Genomic DNA, 21,822 nt, shown 5'->3' with positions numbered 1-21,822 from the left:
CTCCCATTGAAACCCGACAAGCCTCCCGTATCCGTCCGGGCCCGTCAAGAGGCTTGCCATCCGCAATCCTGCTCATGAAAATCCGCGTCGATTGGCGTATCATCGGCGCCATTGTCGAACCAGCAGGAGGCTCCAGCCCAAGATGGCCATCAAGAACGCATTCTACGCTCAATCCGGCGGGGTTACCGCCGTTATCAATGCCAGTGCCTGCGGGGTCATCCAGACCGCGCGCAAGCATCCGGACAAAATCGGCAAAGTCTTCGCCGGCCGTAACGGCATCATCGGGGCACTGAGGGAAGAACTCATTGATACCAGCCTTGAAAGCGACGACGCCATCCAGGCCCTGATCCACACTCCCGGTGGCGCATTCGGCTCCTGCCGTCACAAGCTCAAGAACATCTCCGAGAACCGCCGCGAGTACGAACGCCTGATTGAAGTTTTTCGCGCCCACGACATCGGATACTTCTTCTACAACGGTGGCGGTGACTCTCAGGACACCGCCTACAAGGTATCTCAGATTGCCGACAAGATGGGCTACCCCATTACCTGCATCGGTGTCCCCAAAACCGTCGACAACGACCTGCCTTTTACCGACTGCTGCCCCGGCTTCGGCTCCGTCGCCAAGTACATCGCTACCTCCACACTGGAAGCCAGTCTGGACATCAAGTCCATGTGCGAAACCTCCACCAAGGTCTTCATTCTTGAAGTGATGGGGCGCCATGCGGGTTGGATCGCCGCCTCCGGCGGCCTGGCCGGTCAGGGCGAAGGCGAGCCTCCGCACATCATCCTGTTCCCGGAGATCCCGTTCGATCGCGAAGCCTTCCTGGCACGGGTCGATCACTGCGTGAAGGAATACGGTTATTGCGTGGTGGTTGCCTCAGAAGGTGCCCAATACGAAGACGGTCGATTCCTGGCGGACGCCGGTGCCAAGGACGCCTTCGGCCACACCCAGCTCGGCGGTGTCGCTCCGGCACTGGCCAATATGGTGAAGCAGGCCCTAGGCCACAAATACCACTGGGCGGTTGCCGATTACCTGCAGCGCAGTGCCCGGCACATTGCCTCAGCGACCGACGTAAAGCAGGCCTATGCGGTCGGCGAGGCGGCCGTGGAGATGGCGATCAGTGGCAAGCAGGCCCTGATGCCAACCATTGTCAGGGAGCAGGCCAAGCCGTATCGCTGGAAAATCGGTGAGGCGCCGCTGAGCGAAGTGGCGAACCAGGAGAAGAAAATGCCGATCCACTACATCACCGACGACGGCTTTGGCATCACCCAGGACTGCCGTGACTACCTGGAACCGCTGATCGCCGGGGAAAGCTTCCCGCCGTTCGATAACGGCCTGCCCAGGGTCGCGAAACTGAAGAACCAGTTGGTCGAGAAGAAGCTCAAAACACCGTTCGACCTCTGAGCCGCGAGAATACACTCGCCATAAAAAACGCCCGAGGGCTTGCGCTCTCGGGCGTTTTTTATGTCTCGAAGCGAAGGCTGCCAGCCGAATCAGCCGACCGTCGCCGCTTCCTGCTGCCGAACGAACGAGAAGAATTCGTCACAACCACCGATGTACTGGTCGCCCACCAGAATCTGGGGCACCGTGTATACCGGCCGGCCGATCCTGTCGGCGATATCCGCCTTGCTCAACCCCTCTGCCATCATGTCGACCCACTTGTAGGGCAACCCCTTGGCTTCACAGAGGCTCTTGGCTCGAACACAGAAGCCACAGCTTGTGCGGCCATAAATAGTCACCTGATCCATAACGACCTCCTAAACACCGGCGTTATTTAGTCTTTTACTGGTTGATACTTGGGCTCAATGATCTCATGGCGGTCAGCAAATGAAAATTGATGCTTTGAATCACCGCCATAGCGCCGGTCCATGCCCGGATGGCCCGTCAGGTTTTCAGTCGCCCGAGCTCCCGTTCGAGCACCTGCACCTGTTCATCCAGGGCTGTACCACTGCCCTTGACCCGGGTGGCCAGTTCCCTCAAGTCGTTCGCGGCATCGCCGATCTGGGTCAGGTTTCGATTGATCTCCTCACTGACCGAACTCTGTTCTTCCGCAGCGGTGGCCACGTGCGTCACGTGTTCAACGATGGTGCCAATCCGATCCACCACCGTTGCCAGCGAATGGGCCGCTTCCTGAGTACCGTCAACCGCACTGGACGCGCGCTCCACGCCGCTCTCGATGACCGAGACCGCACCGTTCACATCGGCCTTCAGACCATCAATCATGTCACTGATTTCGTCGGTGGATTTCCGGGTTCGAGAGGCCAGCGTCCGGACTTCATCCGCGACCACCGCGAATCCGCGCCCCTGCTCACCGGCCCGAGCCGCTTCTATGGCCGCGTTCAGCGCCAGCAGATTGGTCTGCTCGGCTACGCCCCGAATCACATCCAGGATGCGGTTGATATCCTCGCTGCGACTGGCAACGTGGCCGATCGCCGTGCTCGCCTGACTCATGTCGCCGGACACCTCGTTGACGCCGTTGACCGCCGACAACAGGGTTTCCTGGGTAAACCGGATCCCATCCTGGGCCATGCGAGCGTTGTCCGCAGCATCCACGGCAAAGCCGGCAACCTCGCCCGCGGCCGCCGACATCTCGTTCATGGCGGTCACCACGCTGTCGATGTCCTGATGCTGGCGGGAGGTCTGCTCGTCGGTTTCCAGGGCAATGGCGCCAACGCCCCGGGCCTGATCACTGACACGGGCGTTCACGTCCTTGAGGTCGTTGATCATGCCCCTAAGCCGGCCCAGGAAGGTGTTGAAGCCAGCTGCGAGGTCAATCAGCTCCGCGTGAGTATCTATATCCAGCTCCCGGGTCAGGTCCCCTTCGGCGCTGGCCAGGTTCTGCATCCGATCCCGGATTTCGTTCAGCGGCCGGGTAACCGATCGCACCAGCAACACCAGCACCAACGTTGCAAGCACGACCACCACCACGCCGACCACGGTCTGGCCGGTCGCTGTTGCCGCCACCTGCTCCGACAGCATGGTGGTTATCTCGTTCACACTGGCGAGCGCGATATCCCGTGGCAACTCGATCAAAAGCGACCATTGGGTATTGGCGAGACCAATCTCGACCGGATAGGAGACAGCGAGGATTTCGCCGTTATCGAAACTGCCTTCTGCTGTGTGCAACCGGACAAACTTGTCCGCCAGCTCGGGCAGTGCCTCACGCAATGGCCGGCCAAGGTGATCCTGGTAATGGCTGGACGCCGCAATCAGGCCTCGCTCGCTCAGCAGCGTCACCCGGGATTCACCACCGAAGAGGTTCTGGCTGACATCGGCGATGGTTTTCTGCAGTGTGGACAGGTTGATGTCGGTACCGGCGACCCCGGCAAACTCGCCATCGTCAAGGATGGGCATGACCAGACTGGTCATCAGTTCGCTGTAGCCCTCTTCGATCTCGTATTCGTAGGGCTCCATGATGCAGGGGGCCCTGGTGTCACGGGAGCAGAGATACCACTCCGCTTCGCGAATGCCGAACTCGTTGGTTTTTTCCAGGTACTTGGTGGCGGGGTCTTCGGTGCGGCTGAACACCACATTGCCGTCCGGATCCCGGTAATAGTAGATTTCCAGGGTTCCTTCGTCACTGCTGTGCTCTTCGACGCCTCCGGTGAAATAGCGGTCCTGGCCGTCGTAGGCATCCGGTTCGAACTGGGCGTAGATGGAACTGAGGCTCTTCTGCTCCTCGAGGACCGCACCGATGGTTTCCTGAAGCGCCAGACGACTGATTCGCCCGGAACTGTCCGCTTGAATATTGCGGGTAATCACGTTCCGAACCACCTCCGGCGTCCGGTAGGCAGTGGCAAACTGACCACTGACCAGCTCGCCGTATTTCCCGGCCGTTGCGCTCAACTGGTCCATGACAATACCCTGTACCGTATCCCTGGTTTCTGACGTCAGACGGTCTTCCATGCTGCCGAGTGACATCTGGGCGGTAACAACGATGCTGATGCCCATCACCAGCAACAGGGATATCACCAAGGCATAGAGTTTGAACTGAAGGGAAAGCTGTTTCATGGAGGAGCGACCTGTTTGACGAAAGGCAACGTTCTGATTCTTGATGGAAGGAGACCCGGTTGGCGTACCTGACACTGTTCCTGACGGCTTTTGCAGCCGCAACACTGTTGCCCGCGTATTCAGAAATACTGCTGGGAACCCTTGTGGCGCAGGGACTGTCGTACTGGTGGCTGTGGTTCTGGGCCACCCTTGGCAATACGCTTGGCTCCGTCGTTAATGGGGTTATCGGCCGGCAGGTCGATCGCTTTAAGGATAAAAAGTGGTTTCCGATCAGCGAATACCAGTTGCACCGTGCTCGTAACCGGTTCAACCGTTACGGGCAGTGGTCACTGCTGCTTGGGTGGTTACCGCTGGGCGGCGATGCGCTGACCCTTGTGGGCGGTATTATGCGGGTTCCCTGGCTCAACTTTGTGATCCTGGTGGGAATCGGCAAAGGCCTTCGTTACGCCTTCGTGCTGTGGCTGGTGGCGGAAGCATCCTCACCGTAGAGGTACTTGCGAAGCAGGGGCTCACCATTGAACTCCGAGTGCAGTACCGCGATAAAGGTGTACACGCCGATGAGTTTACGATTGAGGAACACGAATTCCTTCGGCGGCACCCGAAAATAACGGCTGATGGCCGATCGGGCCGCCTGGCGGGCCACCCGGGAAGGCAGATCACTCTGTTTCCAGCGGTACTGGCCTTGGGCGTTCACGGCATGGTCCGGCCACTGGTCCTGGTCTTTGGACAGCGGTTCCAGCACAGACATACAGACCGAACCAAACGTCTCCAGCACGTCACGAGGCCAATCCCGGCTCATGAAACGCAGCTTCACACCGCCCTCAATGACCGCTTCCAGATCATTTTCGTAGGAGGCACGGATCATCTGCCGCACCGGGTCCAGAAACTCGTCGCTGTAGGATTGAACCGCGCCGAAGTCGAGCAACACGATGCGATCATAACCACGGTCTTCGCCCTCTTCGCCGGCAATCCGGATCCGGTAATTCCCGAAATTGGGGTCCGTCTGGATTTCGCCCCAGACAAACAACTCGCGGAAAAACAGCTCAAGCGCCGCCTCACCCAGCGCTGTGCGCCGTGCCAGCGGCAACTCCCGCACGGGCCCGGAACTGACCGCGTGACCATGCTCGTAGGTTGATGCAATCACGTGGGCGGTGGAAAACTCCGGTAACACCCGCGGGACGATGAAACGCGGATCCGAGGCCAGCATCTCGCGGAATTTTTCCGTGGTGCGTGCCTCGAGGCGATAATCCACCTCCCGGTGCATCATCTCCCTGACTTCTTCCAGCCAGTCATTGAATTCCGGGCCGAAACTGACCAGCCGGGCGATCTTGAGCAGCTGCGCAACCGCATTAAGGTCGCTGTCGACCGCATCCGCCACCCCCGGGTACTGGACTTTCAGCACTAACTCCAGGCCGTCGCTACGGCGCACCGCCCGATGGACCTGCCCCAGTGACGCCGCGCCAATCGGCTCAGGATCAACCTCCAGCTCAGAAAGGCGCCCGGCACCCAGTTCTTCTTTCAGAACCTGTTCTATCGCTGACCATTCCAGGGATGTGGTCTGGTCTTCGAGGGTATGCAGCGCCTCCGTGACTTCCTCGGGCAGAAAGTGCTCGCCATAGAGCGCCATGACCTGACCGATCTTGACCACGCTACCCTTCAGTTGGCCCAGCTCATCAACGAGGAAGCGGGCCTGACTGGACAGCATGGCCCGGTGTTTCTGCTCCCGCTTTTCCTTGTTGCTGAACCAGTTGGTGGCCATGTGCGAAGCCATGCGACCGCCGGCGTACAGCCCAGCACGGGTGAGACTCAATCGGCGCTCGAAGCTGCCGGTTTTGATGCGGGAGACCGATTTACCTGGACGTCTGGCTGACATGAATGACCTGTCGCGATCCGAGAATTTCACCGTCACCGGCGGATGTGCCCATTATACGGATACTGTGGCTGCGTAACCTAACCGTATCGACCCGTATTGGGCGGCCGTCGAGCCAATGCGCCGGGCTGGCCGGAGCGTTAAAGGTGTCTGTATTACCTGTTTACGTTTTTATACAGTTTTCGGCCCAAAACCGATCTAGTATTGGCTTGCACAGGATCCATGAACTGCATCACAACAACAAGACTTGAAAATGACACATGGTTCACTGAAAACCTCGGACACGAAGCTGTCACAGTTCAGGGTCAAGGGCGAAATACCCGTCCCCATTCTGATCAACTGGCTGACCGCCTTTGCGATCCCTCTGCTGCTGTTCTTCGCCTGGCGCTCCAGTTTGCGCGATGACCCGGTCACCTCGCCCCTGCTCATTACCATTGCGGTGCTGCTCGGCATCAACACCGCCGTGTTCTGGATCAGCGGCAACAAGGTCCTGCAGCGTCGGGGCTTCATCACGCTGATAACCGTCTTGTTTACCTACCTGGCGGTGCATGCCGTCGAAGACGGGTCGGCCATTCTCTGGCTGTTCGCCTACCCGCCCATCATTTTTTACATCAGCGATGCTCGTGTCGGGGTGTTGGCCTGTGCCGGCGGGTTTGTTGCCCTCTTGCTTCTGTTCAGCCCCCTTGGCGACCTGATCTTCGGCACGCCCTACAGTCCTGGTTTCCGGCTGACCATGCTGGCGGCCTTCGGGTTCGAGATCGTCACCTGTTACATCCTTGATCAAAGCCGCAGGCGCAGCAAGCTTGGCCTGCTGAAGCTGGCGGCGGATTTCGAGTACGCGGCCAAACACGATTCGCTAACCGGGCTGGCCAATCGCCGAGAAGCCCTGGCGCAACTTGAGGCTGAATACCAGCGCTATCTGCGCAGCGCGCGCTCTTTTTCGGTCCTGTTGATGGACATTGACCTGTTCAAATCGGTGAACGACACCCATGGCCATCACGTTGGCGATGAGTTGATCGTCCTGGTTGCCCGGACGTTGCGGGACGAATGTCGAAAGGTCGATACGCTTGCACGCTGGGGCGGCGAGGAATTTCTGGCCCTGTTGCCAGAGACCGAAACAGCCGAAGCCTTGAAGATGGCCAACCGAATTCGGGAAACCGTTGCCAGGTCCGGGGTACCCGTGGATCAAAAGGCGGTGAAAGCGACCATCAGTATTGGCGTGGCCGGCATGCGCGCCTCCGAATCCATCGACCGCCTGCTGCAGCGCGCGGACGAGGCCCTGTACCGGGCCAAAACCCTCGGCCGGGACCAGGCCTGCGCCGCCGAAGGCGAGAGCGCCGCCTGACGCTTACCAGCCCTGCCGGTAATCAACCGCAGAAGCTCCGAGGCCGGCGACCAGTTGCGCGACCAGTCGCGCTTCCAGATCACTGACAGTCGCGCCCGGGGCGAAGTCGGATACCTGGCTCATGGGCATGCCCGCATAACCGCAGGGGTTGATGCGACGGAAGGGTTCCATGTCCATGGCAACATTCAGGGCAAGTCCGTGGAAGGAACAGCCCCGCCGGACCCGAAGGCCCAACGAGGCAATCTTGGACTCACCAACATAGACGCCCGGCGCGTCAGGTCGCGGGGCGGCATTAATATCCAGTTCGGCCAACGTGCGAACGATCCCCTGCTCGATCTGATCCACCAGGGCTCGCACACCAAATTTGCGTCGGCTCAGGTCGATCAACAGGTAGACCACCAGTTGTCCCGGCCCGTGGTAGGTAACCTGGCCTCCCCGATCCACCTGGATCACGGGAATATCGCCTGGCGCCAGGATATGTTCGGCCTTCCCGGCCTGGCCCTGGGTGTAAACCCGGGGATGCTCCAGACACCAGAGTTCGTCGGTCACCGCATCATCCCGTTCCGCGGTGAAGGACTTCATCGCTTCCCAGGTTTCCGTGTACGGTTGCTGGCCCAATGAGCGGACGATCAGATCGGTCATTCCGGTCACAACACCATGTGAACCCGGCCACTGGCCTTCAGTTCTTCAAACAGCGCTTTAAGCTGGGCTTCGCCGGTGGCCACGATAGTGAGCTGGACCGACGAAAACCTGCCTTTGCTGCTCTCATTGACCGAGATGTCCGCCTCGGTGATGCCCGGGGCATGCTGCTCAACGACCTCAACCACAAAATCGGTGAAGTCCGGGGCCGAGTTGCCGATGACCTTGATGACGTAGTCACAGGGGAATTCGATTTTTGGTGCTTTCGGCTCACTCATACCGTTAATACTCCCGGACACTTCACTCAGGCGCCCTTACTCAGAACAGTTGGAAGAAAAAGAGCTTGATGGCATCCCAGATACGCTTGAAGAATCCACCCTCGGGCACCTCTGTCAGCGCCAGTACCGGCTGATCCACCAGCACGTCCCCGTTCAGGGTCACTTTGACCCGACCCAGCTCGTCTCCCACTTTAATGGGCGCTTTTATGACGGAATCAAGGTCTACCGTGGATTCCAGATCATTGCGGGAGCCTCTGGGAATGGTGACGTAGACATCCTCGGTCAGGCCGACGGACAGCTGGTCAGACTGTCCACCCCAGACCCGGGCTTCCATCAGCTCCTGGCCCGTCCTGAACAGGCGCTCACTCTCATAGTAGCGGAAGCCATAGTTCAGCATCTTCTGCACTTCCTGGGAGCGCGATTCGGAGCTGCTGGTTCCCATCACGACGGCAATGAACCGGGTATCGTTGCGCTTGGCCGACGCCACCAGGCAGTATCCTGCCTCTTCGGTGTGGCCCGTTTTCAGACCGTCCACGCTGTCGTCACGCCACAACAGGCTGTTTCGGTTCGGCTGCCGGATGTTGTTGTAGGTAAAGTGCTTTTCGGCGTAGATCGGGTAATTATCCGGGTAATCGTTGATGATTGCCCGAGCCAGGATCGCGAGGTCATACGCCGTGGAACGGTGTTCAGGCGATGGCAGGCCGGTGGCGTTCTCGAAGTTGGTGTCCTTCATGCCCAGTATCTGCGCCTGCTGATTCATGATGTCGACAAAGGCGCCTTCGCTCCCCGCCACAAACTCAGCCAGCGCCACCGACGCGTCATTGCCGGACTGGATGATCACCCCTTTCAGCAAGGTCTCGACCGGTACACTGGTACCTTCCCGGACGAACGTGCGTGAGCCCTCGGTTTTCCAGGCGCGAACGCTGATCGGCACCATGTCGGACATGGCGATGCGCCCCTCATCCAGCTCGCGCTCGACGATATAGGCCGTCATCATTTTGGTCAGGCTCGCCGGCGGAAGGCGTTCGTGACTGTTCTCCTCCATGATGATTCGTCCGCTCTTCGGATCCATCAGCACGTAGGAGGTGCCGGCGATCTGCGGCGGCGAAGGTATCAGCACTGACTGCGCGGTGGTTTTGCCTACCAGCGTCAGGGCCAGGACAACAATGATCGAAAAGGAGCGAAACAAGGATTTTAAGGCCATGGGTTCATTCATTCGTCGTTAGGTGTGTGTCTTTTTTAATTGGTATTCAATGCGAGTCGGTCAACAGAATTGACTGGGAAAATCCCCTTGCCTCAAGCAGGCTCTGGGTTCGTCGGGCACTGCTCTCATCGGTGAACGGGCCAACCTGTACCCGATGAAAACGACCGGATGCGGTGTCGATAGCCCGGACGCGCATGGGGTTCTCAAGCACGGCCCGGGCCCGGCCGAGCAACGCTTCCGCCGGATCACGGCTACTGAAAGACCCAAGCTGGACGAACAGTGCCTCGTTGCCCGACCCCATCTGCCCACTAGCCGCTACGCGGCTTTCAGGATAGCTGACCGTTTCACCCGGCACGAACGGCTTGCCGGCCAGGAACATGGACCCGTCCGGCTTGACGGTGATGGCCGCCACTTCGACCCGGGCGGTACCCCGGGACTGATAGCCAAGTTTCTTGGCCGCGGCGTAGGACAGATCGATCAGGCGATCACCATGGAAGGGCCCCCGGTCATTGACCCTCACGATGACCGAACGTCCGTTGTCCAGGTTGGTTACCCGCGCATAGCCGGGTATCCGCAGAGATTTGTGGGCGGCAGACATCGTGTACATGTCGAAGGTCTCGCCATTTGATGTTTTGTGACCGTGGAACTTCTCGCCATACCAACTGGCAGTGCCACGCGCCACGTAGCCCTCATTACTGCCCATCACACTATACCGCTTGCCCCACACTGTGTAGGGGGACTTGTTCCCCGCCCGCCTGGGTTTCTCGTACACGGGCCGGGCATCGGACAGCCCCGAGGCGTCAAAATCCCCGGCAGGTGCCCGATCCTGGGAAATTGTGTAGCGGGAGGAATGGTCGGTTTCCGGCGCGGAGGCACAGCCGCCGAGCACCAGCGCGGCGGTCACCGCCAATATCCATGAGAGCGAGGGCTTGAAGTTCACTGTCCGGAATTCCTCTTGAAAGACGGCCGCCGGATTCACTGGTAAGCTTTGGCGACCATGTCTTTATTGTAACGGGTTATAACCGGGATTCACCATTACCCACTTTCCACCTTTCGCGGGCGGGCGTCAGGCGCTGATCATTCGGCGATGGGTGTGGATGGACATCAGCACGCCAAAAGCGGCCATCAGCGTCACACCGGAGGTGCCACCATAACTGATCAGCGGCAGAGGCACACCAACCACCGGCAGCAATCCGCTGACCATGCCGACATTCACGAAGATGTAGATGAAGAACGTCATGGTCAGGGCACCCGCCAGCAAGCGACTGAACGAATCCTGGGCCGTCACCGCAATGTACAGGCAGCGCAGGATAATCAGGAAGTACACGGTCATGAGCGCCAACATGCCGACGAAGCCAAACTCTTCCGCCAGCACCGCCACAATGAAATCGGTATGGCTTTCGGGCAGGAACTCCAGATGGGACTGGGTTCCCTGCAGCCACCCTTTCCCTTCAAGGCCACCCGAGCCGATGGCGGTCTTGGACTGAATAATGTTCCAGCCTGCCCCCAGCGGATCGCTCTGAGGATCAAGAAGCGTCAGGACCCGCTGTTTCTGGTAGTCGCGCATGACAAAAAACCACATCATGGGCGCCGACACCGACACCAGCGCCACAAAGGCGCTGATCAGCTTCCAACTGATGCCGGCGAAGAAGACCACAAAAATCCCCGCCATGCCGACCAGCAGCGAGGTTCCCAGGTCCGGCTGCTGAATAATCATCATCATGGGCACCAGCACAATAGCGAGCCCAACCATCACATGGCGGAAACGGGGTGGCAGGAAATGACGCGACAGATACCAGGCCGCCATCATCGGGACCACCAGCTTCATCAACTCTGAGGGCTGGAAACGCGGCAGCCCGGGAATCGCCAGCCAACGCTGGGCCCCCTTGGCGCCCACACCAACCAGCAGTACCGCCAACAGGGCAGCAATGCCCGCACCATAGAGCCACGGCGCCCAGCGCCGGAACACGGATGGATCGAGCTGGGCAAACACCAGCATCACCACAAAGGCCACGCCAAGCCGGATGCCCTGTGCCTTGACCACGTCAATGTTCCGATCCGCCCCGCTGTACAGGACGAAGAGGCCGCCAGAAACCAGAATCAGCAAAAGAAACAGCAGGATGGGATCCAGGTGTAAGGCGGACCAGATGCCCCGGGGACGACCGAGGGGATTGGCCGCTGTCGAATCCACAAAATCATTCAGCGCCATTACTCTTCCCCTCCGGCGTCCACACTGCCCACCAGCGCTCCGTCTTCACTGGCGGGGAATTCGAGCAGCCAGGCATCAAACAGGTCACGGGCGACCGGAGCCGCGGTACTGCTGCCGCCACCGCCATTCTCGACGATCACCGCGACCGCAATCTTGGGGTTATCAACCGGGGCGAAACCGATGAACAAGGCGTGGTCGCGAAGCCGCTCCCGGATTTCCTCCGCATCGTACTCCTCGTCTTCAGCGAGGCTGAACACCTGGGCGGTACCCGTCTTGCCCGCCATGCGGTAGGGCGCATCGTCACCCGCGCGGCGTGCCGTCCCCCGCCGACCGTGCATGACCTCGGCCATGGTCCCGACGACGTACTCCCAGTCCCCCGGGTTCTTGAGCTTCAGCGGCTCATGGGTACCGTCAGGCAGGTAATCCGAGACCGGTGTATCGCCCTCGATTTCCTTCAACAACCGGGGTTCCGCCCAGGTCCCGCGATTGGCAATCAGCGAGGTCGCCGTCGCCAGCTGGAGCGGCGTTGCCAGCATGAAGCCCTGGCCAATCCCAAGGTTCACCGAATCCCCCGGGTACCAGGGCTCACTGCGCATGGCGCGCTTCCATTCCCTCGATGGCAGCAATCCACTGAGGGCGCCAGACACGTCAAGAGCGGCGTCCTCGCCGAACCCGAAGCGGGAGAGATAGCTATACATGGTATCCACGCCCATCTTCACGGCAATTTCGTAGAAGTAGACATCACAGGACTCGGCCATGGCGTCCATCAGGTCAACCCAGCCGTGACCGCCCCGCTTCCAGTCCCGATAACGGCGGCCCGAGTCGTTAAGCCGGAAGTAGCCCGGGTCCCAGATGGTGTAATCACGAGTGGTCGCGCCACTGTCCAGGGCGGCAATCGCCAGCATCGGCTTCATGGTGGAACCGGGCGGGTACTGGCCGCGAAGGGCCCGGTTGAACAATGGCTTGTCACGGCTCTCACTCAGCTCGCGGTAATCCTTGACGCTGATGCCGGTCACGAACTTGTTGGCATCGAACCCGGGGACGCTCGCCAGCGCGAGAATCCCGCCGGTCGCCGGCTCAATGGCGACGATGGCCCCGCGCCGCCCGTCCAGCAGCTCGTGCGCCCGCTTCTGAAGCCGGAGATCGAGGTGCAGTTGAAGGTCTTCCCCGGGAATCGGATTTTCCCGCTCCAGCACCCGCAGGGTCCGGCCCCGGGCGTTGGTCTCCACGTGCTGGTAACCGACCTCACCGTGCAACAGATCTTCATAGAAGCGTTCGATGCCGGATTTACCAATGTAGTTGGTACCCGCGTAGTTGACCGGATCAATGCGCTGTAGCTCATCCCGGTTGATACGGCCGACAAAGCCGAGCGCGTGGGCCGTCAGTTCACTGTGGGGGTAGTACCGGACCAGTTCAGCCTTCACCTCGACGCCGGGCAACTCATGCCGGTGGACGGCGAGCCGCGCCATTTCCTGTTCGTTGAGGTCGTAGCGAAGGGGGATTTCCTGGAATGGCCGCCTCGGCTCCTGCAAACGACGCTCGAAGCGTTCCAGGTCCTCTTCCGAGACGTCGAGAATGCCGCCAAGCTGGGACAGGGTCTGATCCATGCCGTCGACCCGCTCAGGCACCAGCGTGACGCTGAACACGGGGCGATTTTCGGCCAGCAGAATTCGGTTGCGGTCGTAGACGAGGCCCCGGGGAGGCGGCACGGACTGTACCTGGACGCGGTTCTTGTCCGAAAGGGTGGTGTAGACCTCATGCTCGATAACCTGGAGCTGATACATGCGCACGAGCAGTCCGCCGATCAATATCACAACGAAGACCAGCATCACCATGGCCCGGCTCTGGAACAATCGGCGCTCGGCAGCAGTGTCCTTGAATTCACCCCACGGCATGACGTTTTCCTAAGCCCGGTGGTATGGGTGGTTTCGGGTGATCGACCAGGCCCGGTAAAGCTGCTCGGCCAGCACAATACGAACCAGCGGATGAGGCAGGGTCAGCGGCGACAGGGACCACTGCTGGTCCGCCCGCTGACGACAGCCCTCAGCCAAACCGTCTGGACCGCCGACAAAGAAACTGACGTCGCGACCATCCTGCTGCCAGTTCTCCAACTGGCTGGCGAGTTTCTCGGTCGACCACGGCCGACCGCCCACTTCCAGCGCTATGACCCGGTCTTTCGAGCCGGCAGCAGCAAGCAGGGCTTCACTCTCGCGTTGCATCAGTCTGGGAATATCCGGATTCTTGCCCCGGTGTGCCATGGGAATCTCGACCAGCTCCAGGGGCAGCTCTGGCGGCATCCGGCGTGCGTAATCGTTATACCCCGCACTGACCCAGTCGGGCATCTTCTGCCCCACGCAGATCAGACGTAACCGCATGATTATTCGCTGCCTGCAACACCAAGATCCGGGGCATCCCGCCAGAAGCGCTCCAGATCGTAGAATTCCCGGGTGGCGGGCATCATGACGTGTACAACCACGTCGCCGAGGTCTACCAGGATCCAGTCGCTGGCGGTACCGCCCTCAACGTTGCTGGCGCGTACGCCCTCATCCTTGGCTTCGGACACGACGGAGTCGGCAAGTGACTTCACATGACGGTTGGACGTTCCGGATGCCAGAACCATGAAGTCGGTGACACTGGTACGGTCACGGACATCAATGACGCTGATGTCCTGTGCTTTCACATCTTCAAGCGCGTTAACTACCAGATCTTTCAGTTGTTCTGCCTGCATAATCACCCTGTAGGACGGGCGTCGACCGATATGGCCGCCCGAAAAGTCATATTCAGACGCGATTGTAGCACTAAAAGTTCCCGCCGGGGCACGCACCATAGAGCCCCTGGCGACGAATCTCCTGCCACACCGAATCCGGAACCAGATAACGGGGAGACCGGCCGTCACCAATCCGTTCCCGGATGCCGGTGGCCGAGATATCCAGAAGCGGCGGATCCAGCTCCAGCATCAGGCCGCCTGGCTGGTTGTGCAGCAACCTGACGTCCCGTACCGCGCGCTTCGCCAGCATGCGCGCCGGCTCACCGTCCGGATCCAGCCCGGGGCCGGGCCGACGGACCACAACGATGTGGGCGAGGTCGGGAATCTGCTGCCACTGCTGCCAGCGATCGAAACCGGCAAAGGCATCCGTACCCACCACCATGGCAAGCGGCTCGTCGGGGCCGAGCTCCTGACGCAGCTGCCTCAGGGTATCCGCGGTGTAGGACGCCCCTGCCCGCCGGAGTTCGCGGTCATCCACCCGAAGCTGAGGCTCCCCGGCCACGGCCAACTCCAACAGTTTCCATCGCTGCTCGGACGTCGCGCCAGTATCGCCTCGATGGGGCGGTATGTGACAGGGCACCAGATTGACCTGATCCACACTCAGCCGGTCACTCAGTTCCAGCGCCAGCCGAAGGTGGCCGTGATGGATCGGATCGAAGGTGCCGCCGTAAATCACGTGCATTGGCATCAGGTCCGAATGTGGCCGTCGCCGAATACCACATACTTCTGGGACGTGAGCCCTTCCAAGCCAACCGGTCCTCGGGCGTGAATCTTGTCGGTGGAGATGCCGATTTCCGCGCCCAGGCCATACTCGAAACCGTCCGCGAAACGGGTCGAGGTGTTGACCATGACCGAACTCGAGTCCACTTCGGTGATGAACCGCCGGGCCCGGGTGAAATTCTCGGTGATGATGCTGTCGGTATGCTGGGAGCTGTAGCGGTTGATGTGCTCGATGGCACCGTCCAGGCCATCAACCACGCGAAGTGCCAGAATCGGGCCCAGGTATTCGGCCTCCCAGTCGGCCTCTGTCGCTTCACCGGCATCGATGATTGCCCGGGTCTGGTCGCACCCACGCAACTCCACTCCCCGGTCCGAGAAAGCAGAGGCCAGCAGTGGCAGCATATCCTCGGCGATCTCGCAATCCACCAGCAGGGTTTCCATGGTGTTGCAGGTACCGTAACGCTGGGTCTTGGCATTCACCGCAACGTTCAACGCCTTCTCCGGATCGGCGTGGCTGTCGATGTAGACATGGCAGACGCCATCGAGGTGTTTGATCACGGGGACACGAGCATCCCGGCTGACGCGCTCGATCAACCCTTTGCCACCACGGGGCACGATCACATCGACGTATTTCGGCATGGTGATCAGCTCACCGACTGCAGCCCGATCCGTGGTGTTGATCACTTGAACGGCGGTCTCCGGCAGGCCGGCTTCGGACAGGCCCTGGGCCAGGCACCGCGCAATGGCCTGGTTCGAATGAATGGATTCGGAGCCCCCGCGGAGGATGGTCGCGTTGCCCGATTTCAGACACAGGCTCGCCGCCTCCACGGTCACATTCGGACGGGATTCGTAGATGATGCCAATCACGCCCAGGGGCACCCGCATCTTGCCAACCTGAATGCCCGAGGGGCGGTAGGTCATGTCGGTAATTGCGCCAATGGGATCCGGCAGCGACGCCACCTGGCGAAGGCCCTCAATCATCGTATCGATACGCTGCGGCGTGAGCTCCAGCCGATCCAGCATGGCCACGTCCAGTCCGTTCTGGCGGCCGTTTTCGAGGTCCCTGCTGTTGGCCGTAGCCAGTTCGTCGCGGGCCTCATCCAATGCCCGGGCCGTTGCCAGCAGCGCCTGATTGCGCACGGCCGTGGTTGAGCGCGCCACGTGCGTTGCCGCCGCGCGGGCCTGTACTCCAACGTCAGCCATGTAAGCTGCAATATCCATCCATTTACCTTCGTGTTTTCAAGCAGAATTCATTAATACCAGCTAACTTTACCTTTCCCGTTTCAAGTACGCACCCCAAACAGATATTATAGCGCTGCGGTATGCCACATACTTAGGGAGTTTCGGAAAAGGAAGGACACCATGGCCCAACTGGCCGAGAAATTTCTGTTAAGCAGACTGTCACGGGCCGGCGTCGCTGCCCTGATCGCCATCGCCGCACTCTGCGCCCTGCTGGGAGAGCCCCTGACGTCCGCCACCGCTGCCGCAGGTGCCGGCATCGTGATCTGCGGACGCACCTTTCACGCCAATCGCCAGCAACGCCCCTGGCCCCAGATGCAACAGCTGTTTTTCGTGGTTCTCCTACTGCTTCTGCTGACCAGTTTCTGGACCGGCCCCTGGTCACTCAGCCACTGGTTCTACGCAATTCCCCTGCTGGCCTTTGCCCTGACCAAACCTCCCCTGGCCATTATCATCAGCGTGGTCTTTATGGCACTGGCAGGGCTGGCAATCCCGCTGGCAACCGGCCTGGCCGACCGCCACCAGATGATCAGCGCGTTCATGCTCACCACCCTGCTCTCGGGCTTGCTGGTGTTCCTGCGCGAGTACAAGACCCGCCAGCTGGCGCCGTTACGTCGCACCGATGAACTGACGCAGGCCGCCAGCCGGGAATACCTGTCAGCGGATCTGCACAAGGAAATTCAACGCAGCGAGCGCGAGGGAACCGACATGTCCATCATCATGATCGGCCTCGACACTCACTTGAGCGACCATGATCCGGACGAGGATATTCGGTCCATCCTGCCGCGGATTGGCCGATACCTGCACAGCCAGATCCGGGATTTCGATACCTATTACCGGGTTGCCGACCTGCAGTTTCTGGTCATCCTGCCCGGCATTTCAACCAGTGACGCGATCAATCGCTCCGAGATCATCCGCAAGGGCCTCGGCACCCTGCTGGAGTCACACGGGCTGGCGCTGACCGTGAGCACCGGCATCGCGGGGCTCAACATCGGCGACGACGCGGACAGTCTGCAACAGAGTGCTGCCAACGCCCTGCGCCGGGCCCAGCAACAAGGTGGCAACCGAACTCAGGCCTACAGCGCCTGGGCCCAGTCCGGGAACTCGGGCACCTCCTCGGCCGAAGGACCAGCATCATGACCGAAACGCGCCTGCGTACCCTGACCCACAGCATTGGCTACAGCCTGGCGACGCTGTTCATTTTTACGCTGGCCATGCAGAACCTTCGCTACGGGTTCTATGAACTGTTCTACCTCGCCACCGGTATGGCCGTGCTGACCCTGGGCGGGGTTGCCTACACCTTTATTTGCCGCCGGCACCAGCTATCGGCCCCGGGCCACCTGATCATCCTGGCCGGCCTGAACAGCGGCCTGCTCGCCGCCCTCCTCACACTCGATAGCCCGGGCATCGTCCACTGGGCCATGCCGATGCTGATCCTCAACCTGCTCATCCTGCCTCTCAGGCAGGCCGTTGCCCTGTCGGTGCTGCTGTTACTACCGACCTCTGCGATCATCCTGTTCCAGCAGCCACCCGCGGATGCCCTGACCGTGATCGCGGGCCTCTTCATACTGCTCACTGCGGCCTCGCTGTATATCTGGCATTACGATCACATGGCCCAGTCCGCAGAGGATCTGGCAATCACGGATTCGGTTACCGGCGCCCACAACGCCCGTTTTCTGGACGAGACCCTGCAGAAGGAAATCAGCCGGGCCATCGCCACCGGTCACCCGCTGTCGGTCATTGATCTGAGCATCGACTACGCGGACGAAGCCGAGGACCTCTATGGCAAAGCCGGCGTACAGAACCTGTTTCGCGACATGACCGAGCACCTGTTCGGGGTGATCCGCGCCGGCGACACGCTCTACACCCTGAACGAGTCGGAATTCTTCCTGATCCTGCCGTTCACGCCGGAAGAAGGGGTGCGGGTCATCGCCGAACGCATCCGTCGGACCATTGCCGAACACCAGTGGCCGGTTGTTGGCAAGGCCACGGTCAGCCTCGGCTGCACGACCCGGGGCAGTGGTGACACCCGCACGGACGGGCTTCGCAAACGGGCCCACGAGGCCATGGAAGAAGCCCGTCGGCGCGGCGCCGACTCGGTCTGGTTCAGTGCTGGAGAGACCATCACGGCATGAGCGGGGACTGGCTGCAGAATCTGTCGGCCTGGCTCAGCTTGCACCCCGGCTGGCTGGCCTTCGCCCTGTTCTGCACCGCTTTCATAGAGTCCCTCGCACTGGCAGGCATTGTGGTGCCCGGGGTCGCGATTCTCTTTGCGTTCGCAGCGCTGGCCGGGAAAACCGGCATGCCACTGGCGGAGGCGCTCATCTGGGCCGGCCTGGGCGCGATCGCCGGCGACACGCTCAGCTTCGCTCTCGGCCGGAAACTCCAGGGCCGCCTGGATTCCGTGTGGCCGCTTAGCCGTTACCCTGCGCTGATCGCCAAGGGCACGTCCTTCTTCCGCCAACATGGCGGCAAGAGTGTGGTCATCGGTCGCTTCGTCGGCCCCGTCCGCCCCATCATCCCATTGATTGCCGGCGCCTTGTGGATGCCCTGGCAACGATTCCTCGCCTTCAATATCGCCTCGGCCGTTGGCTGGGCGCCGGTGTATATTCTGCCGGGGTTCCTGGTCGGAAGCGCACTGGCCAGCGAGATTCAGCCACCAGCGCACTTCTACGCGGTCGTCGGCGTCAGTCTGGTGGTGATGCTGGCGGTATATCTCATACTGATCCAGTTCCAGCTCGGACTTGGCGAGGGCAGCCGTTTCTATACCTGGCTCGAGCGTCGCATGGCGAGCTACGACGCCACTCACCGCTTCTGGCGACTGTATACCAATCACCGGCCAGACCGGGGCGGGGAATTTCCACTGGCTTCCCTGATGCTGGCGTTGGGCGCGTCCGGGCTGCTGCTACTCTGGGGGCAGCTCGCGACCCAGACCGACAGCCTGGACACGTTTAACCAACTGGCATTCGCCTGGTTCGAGCAGCTCCGACAACCGCTACTTGACGGACCGGCGATTCTCGCGACTCTGTTGGGAGACCCGCCAGTGCTGCTCGCCGCCGCCATTCTCGCCACCCTCGCCCTGAGCTTTCGGGGCTACTACGCCGCGGCCATTCACATCGTGATCGCAGCAGCACTCACCTTTTTCCTGGTCTGGCTGTTGAAGTTCACCCTGGGCATCGCACGGCCGGACGCGGTACTCAGCCCCCCCTCCTCGGGCGCCTTTCCCAGCGGCCACAGTGCCGGGATCACCGTCTTCGTTACCCTCGCCGCCAGTTTCGTTGCCGGGGAAAGCCGTAGCCACAGTCGCTGGCAATCGTACGTGCTGCTGTCCCTGCCGCTGCTGCCGGTCGCGCTGAGTCGACTTTACCTCGGCTTGCACTGGTTTACCGATGTGATTGGAGGGATTCTGCTGGGGCTGGCCATTACCGGGGCGATACGGGCAAGCTACAGTCGGCACGACCGCATTCATCTGGCGCCCGATGTTTCCATGGCGGTGGCGGGCGTGCTCTGGCTGGGGTTCACGATCGCCTACGTTGCCCTGGCCTGGCCGGAAGCACAGGCGGATTTCCGGCCGCTCTAGCCTTCTTCCAGGGCTTCCAGCAGTTCCTGCAACCGGCTGAGCCGTTCCAGCGGATCCTGGAGTTCAACCAGCCGCTGCTTTTCCTGCTTGTCGAGGGGCAACAGCTCCGTCAGGCGCCAGCCCACGTGGCGGGCGTCCCGGTAGTCCACGTCCATATCCAGGTCACGAACCACCGGGTGCTTGAACAGTGCCCGGAGAACCGAGGGCAGCTCACTGAACCGTTCTGGCACTTCTCTGTCAGCCTCGTCCAGCAGAACCTCGACATCGCCGACGTTGAGCCCGTCTTCCTGCTGCCAACTGCGGACCACGGTCACTTTTGACGTCCCTTCCACCGTGATGCCAAGCAAGCCGTTATCCAGCTGCTGAAAATCGATGATCCGGACGTAGGTGCCGATGTCGTAAAACGACGCGGTCGGACCTATTTCCGCGCCATCGCGCAAGAGGACCACGACAAATCCGCGATCTTCCTTGAGGCAACGGGTGAGCATATCTATGTAACGCGGCTCAAACAGCTGCAGGGGTATCCTCCCCCGGGGGAGAACGATGGAATTCAGGGGGAAGAGAGGTACATTCATATCAACACTAGTCACCGCTTGGCGAACCCCAAAAAAATCAGACCCTTCGGGTCATCGAATAGAAAGCAACTGCTGTACGTCGTCAACCCTGGCACGAGCCTCGGTCAACAGCTGGAGGCTGCGCGAGGCGTTCAGCTCCAGCTCTCCCAACCGGCGATAGGCCGGTACCTGATCGAACGGAGGCAACTCGGCATTCTGGTGCGAACCGATCATCGAATGCAATTGCGCCACAATCACCACATCGGTCAGTTGCGGCTCGGATTCACGGCATTCGTGATGCCATTCCTCAGCGTGACGAACCGCCTCGACGAACGAGGGCGGAAACTCCCAGCTTTCCAGTACGGCCGTACCGACGTCCGCACGAAGCTCTCGGATCGCGTGGCGCAGGTTGTCCGGATCCGAGAACAGACTGGGGTGGTGCTCCGCCTGAACCAGCACCGGCACGACACCAATATCGTGTAACAGGCCGGCTAGCATAGCCTCCTCGGGGTTCAGCCGGGTGGCATGATCCGCAAGCACCCAGCACAACGCCGCCACCTCCCGGGAGTGACGCCACAGATTCTCCATCTCTTTCTGCAACGCAGGCTGTCGGCTCTTGAACACTTCCCGCATGGAGAACACCGTCACCAACTGCCGGGTGGTTCGCATGCCCAGCCGAACCACCGCCTCTCGAACGTTGCGGACGTCACTGAAACCACGGTATAGCGGACTGTTGCATGCCCGCACCAGTTTGACCGCCATGGCCGGATCGGCGGAAACGGCACTGGCCACCTGCTCGGCGGTGGAATCCTCACGATCCACGGCCCGACGAACCTTCCAGGCCACATCCGGAACACTGGGCAACTTGACCTGATTGGAGCGCAGTTCGGAGTAGAACTCCATCAAGAGCTCATGCTCCTCGCCGTCTCCGCCACCAAACCCTTCGCCCGACTCCATGCCCACCTGATCGACCGGGGCCGATCGCAGCAACTGGTTCAGGATGTCCTGCTCAACCGCGAGGAACTCGCAGGGTCGCACAGCCGTTACCTCGTACATTCGAGGCTGAAGCCTGGCAATGGGGTTGAGCGCTTTTTCAGTCTCAGCCTCGATCAGGGACTTGCGACCATCAATGGATTCGAGCTCGACCAGGCCCGCGATCAGGAAGAAATCGAGCCCGTCCCTGACCCCACGCTCCACCACGCGCTGGCCGGCACCGTAGGTCCGGCGCTCGGCGCGGCTCGCCAGCAGCACCAGTTGATCATCACTGAGCCGGTTTAACGGCTGAAATTCTTTGAGGCGGCGAAGTGGCAGGCTGTCCCGGCCAGCCATAGGCAAACTCCTTGTGTGAGGCAAATCCAGAGACGATTTGTGCTCCCTGTTATGTATTGTAAACACGGTCCGCTAA

Annotated in this window: 21 protein-coding genes; 6 read left to right on the top strand and 15 right to left on the bottom strand. The window is 60.7% G+C overall.

Annotated elements, in window-relative coordinates:
* Window positions 1-142: 142 nt before the first annotated feature.
* Window positions 143-1,405, top strand: a complete 1,263-nt coding sequence (locus KXD86_RS14740; RefSeq protein WP_218636918.1) for a 6-phosphofructokinase — start codon at window positions 143-145, stop codon at window positions 1,403-1,405.
* A gap of 89 nt (window positions 1,406-1,494) precedes the next feature.
* Here the strand turns inward: KXD86_RS14740 and KXD86_RS14735 are convergent, their stop codons facing one another.
* Both KXD86_RS14735 and KXD86_RS14730 read right to left on the bottom strand, forming a co-directional pair.
* Window positions 1,495-1,749, bottom strand: coding sequence for a GrxA family glutaredoxin (locus KXD86_RS14735; RefSeq protein ID WP_218636917.1), 255 nt, complete (start codon window positions 1,747-1,749; stop codon window positions 1,495-1,497).
* A 136-nt stretch (window positions 1,750-1,885) separates the two neighbouring features.
* Complete coding sequence (locus KXD86_RS14730; protein WP_218636916.1) at window positions 1,886-4,012, bottom strand: methyl-accepting chemotaxis protein; 2,127 nt, start codon at window positions 4,010-4,012, stop codon at window positions 1,886-1,888.
* A 59-nt stretch (window positions 4,013-4,071) separates the two neighbouring features.
* Between KXD86_RS14730 and KXD86_RS14725 the strand changes: the two genes are divergently transcribed.
* Window positions 4,072-4,500, top strand: coding sequence for a YqaA family protein (locus KXD86_RS14725; protein ID WP_218636915.1), 429 nt, complete (start codon window positions 4,072-4,074; stop codon window positions 4,498-4,500).
* Here KXD86_RS14725 and KXD86_RS14720 read toward each other — a convergent pair.
* Window positions 4,455-5,885 (bottom strand): ABC1 kinase family protein, encoded by a 1,431-nt coding sequence (locus KXD86_RS14720; protein ID WP_218636914.1) that lies wholly within the window; start codon window positions 5,883-5,885, stop codon window positions 4,455-4,457. The genes KXD86_RS14725 and KXD86_RS14720 overlap by 46 nt on opposite strands.
* 250 nt (window positions 5,886-6,135) lie before the next feature.
* Between KXD86_RS14720 and KXD86_RS14715 the strand changes: the two genes are divergently transcribed.
* Window positions 6,136-7,227: a GGDEF domain-containing protein gene (locus KXD86_RS14715; protein WP_218636913.1), complete on the top strand. Its 1,092-nt coding sequence runs from the start codon at window positions 6,136-6,138 to the stop codon at window positions 7,225-7,227.
* A 3-nt stretch (window positions 7,228-7,230) separates the two neighbouring features.
* On the opposite strand, the gene lipB is transcribed toward KXD86_RS14715, so the two are convergent.
* From lipB to KXD86_RS14665, 10 genes are all read right to left on the bottom strand, one after another.
* A complete protein-coding gene (lipB, locus tag KXD86_RS14710) occupies window positions 7,231-7,869 on the bottom strand; it encodes a lipoyl(octanoyl) transferase LipB (protein ID WP_218636912.1) in 639 nt (212 codons plus the stop codon).
* A gap of 5 nt (window positions 7,870-7,874) precedes the next feature.
* Entirely contained in the window at window positions 7,875-8,144 is a 270-nt protein-coding gene (locus KXD86_RS14705; protein ID WP_218636911.1) for an HP0495 family protein, read from the bottom strand.
* A gap of 40 nt (window positions 8,145-8,184) precedes the next feature.
* On the bottom strand, window positions 8,185-9,348 hold the full coding sequence (locus KXD86_RS14700; RefSeq protein WP_218636910.1) for a D-alanyl-D-alanine carboxypeptidase family protein: 1,164 nt from the start codon (window positions 9,346-9,348) through the stop codon (window positions 8,185-8,187).
* Between the two features lie 46 nt (window positions 9,349-9,394).
* A complete protein-coding gene (locus tag KXD86_RS14695; protein WP_218636909.1) occupies window positions 9,395-10,288 on the bottom strand; it encodes a septal ring lytic transglycosylase RlpA family protein in 894 nt (297 codons plus the stop codon).
* A 126-nt stretch (window positions 10,289-10,414) separates the two neighbouring features.
* Entirely contained in the window at window positions 10,415-11,557 is a 1,143-nt protein-coding gene (rodA, locus tag KXD86_RS14690) for a rod shape-determining protein RodA (protein WP_218636908.1), read from the bottom strand.
* Window positions 11,557-13,452, bottom strand: a complete 1,896-nt coding sequence (mrdA, locus tag KXD86_RS14685; RefSeq protein ID WP_218636907.1) for a penicillin-binding protein 2 — start codon at window positions 13,450-13,452, stop codon at window positions 11,557-11,559. The genes rodA and mrdA overlap by 1 nt, the downstream gene beginning before the upstream one ends.
* Before the next feature lie 9 nt (window positions 13,453-13,461).
* On the bottom strand, window positions 13,462-13,932 hold the full coding sequence (gene rlmH / locus KXD86_RS14680; protein ID WP_218636906.1) for a 23S rRNA (pseudouridine(1915)-N(3))-methyltransferase RlmH: 471 nt from the start codon (window positions 13,930-13,932) through the stop codon (window positions 13,462-13,464).
* A gap of 2 nt (window positions 13,933-13,934) precedes the next feature.
* Window positions 13,935-14,285: a ribosome silencing factor gene (gene rsfS / locus KXD86_RS14675; protein WP_218636905.1), complete on the bottom strand. Its 351-nt coding sequence runs from the start codon at window positions 14,283-14,285 to the stop codon at window positions 13,935-13,937.
* A gap of 70 nt (window positions 14,286-14,355) precedes the next feature.
* Entirely contained in the window at window positions 14,356-15,006 is a 651-nt protein-coding gene (nadD, locus tag KXD86_RS14670) for a nicotinate-nucleotide adenylyltransferase (protein ID WP_218636904.1), read from the bottom strand.
* 5 nt (window positions 15,007-15,011) lie between these two features.
* Entirely contained in the window at window positions 15,012-16,265 is a 1,254-nt protein-coding gene (locus KXD86_RS14665) for a glutamate-5-semialdehyde dehydrogenase (protein ID WP_218636903.1), read from the bottom strand.
* 141 nt (window positions 16,266-16,406) lie between these two features.
* On the opposite strand from KXD86_RS14665, the gene KXD86_RS14660 reads away from it, so the two are divergent.
* The 3 genes from KXD86_RS14660 to KXD86_RS14650 are packed head-to-tail and all read left to right on the top strand — an operon-like array spanning window position 16,407 to window position 19,863.
* A complete protein-coding gene (locus KXD86_RS14660) occupies window positions 16,407-17,423 on the top strand; it encodes a GGDEF domain-containing protein (protein ID WP_218636902.1) in 1,017 nt (338 codons plus the stop codon).
* On the top strand, window positions 17,420-18,418 hold the full coding sequence (locus tag KXD86_RS14655; protein ID WP_218636901.1) for a GGDEF domain-containing protein: 999 nt from the start codon (window positions 17,420-17,422) through the stop codon (window positions 18,416-18,418). Before KXD86_RS14660 ends, KXD86_RS14655 begins: the two co-directional genes overlap by 4 nt.
* On the top strand, window positions 18,415-19,863 hold the full coding sequence (locus KXD86_RS14650) for a VTT domain-containing protein (protein ID WP_218636900.1): 1,449 nt from the start codon (window positions 18,415-18,417) through the stop codon (window positions 19,861-19,863). The genes KXD86_RS14655 and KXD86_RS14650 overlap by 4 nt, the downstream gene beginning before the upstream one ends.
* Here the strand turns inward: KXD86_RS14650 and KXD86_RS14645 are convergent.
* Complete coding sequence (locus tag KXD86_RS14645; RefSeq protein WP_218636899.1) at window positions 19,860-20,438, bottom strand: LON peptidase substrate-binding domain-containing protein; 579 nt, start codon at window positions 20,436-20,438, stop codon at window positions 19,860-19,862. The two genes, KXD86_RS14650 and KXD86_RS14645, sit on opposite strands and share 4 nt — an antisense overlap.
* Before the next feature lie 51 nt (window positions 20,439-20,489).
* Window positions 20,490-21,746: an HDOD domain-containing protein gene (locus KXD86_RS14640; protein WP_218636898.1), complete on the bottom strand. Its 1,257-nt coding sequence runs from the start codon at window positions 21,744-21,746 to the stop codon at window positions 20,490-20,492.
* Between the last annotated feature and the right edge of the window lie 76 nt (window positions 21,747-21,822).

The organism is Marinobacter arenosus (assembly GCF_019264345.1).
GTDB classification, from domain to species: Bacteria; Pseudomonadota; Gammaproteobacteria; order Pseudomonadales; family Oleiphilaceae; genus Marinobacter; species Marinobacter arenosus.
This window is presented reverse-complemented; position numbering and strand designations above follow the sequence as displayed.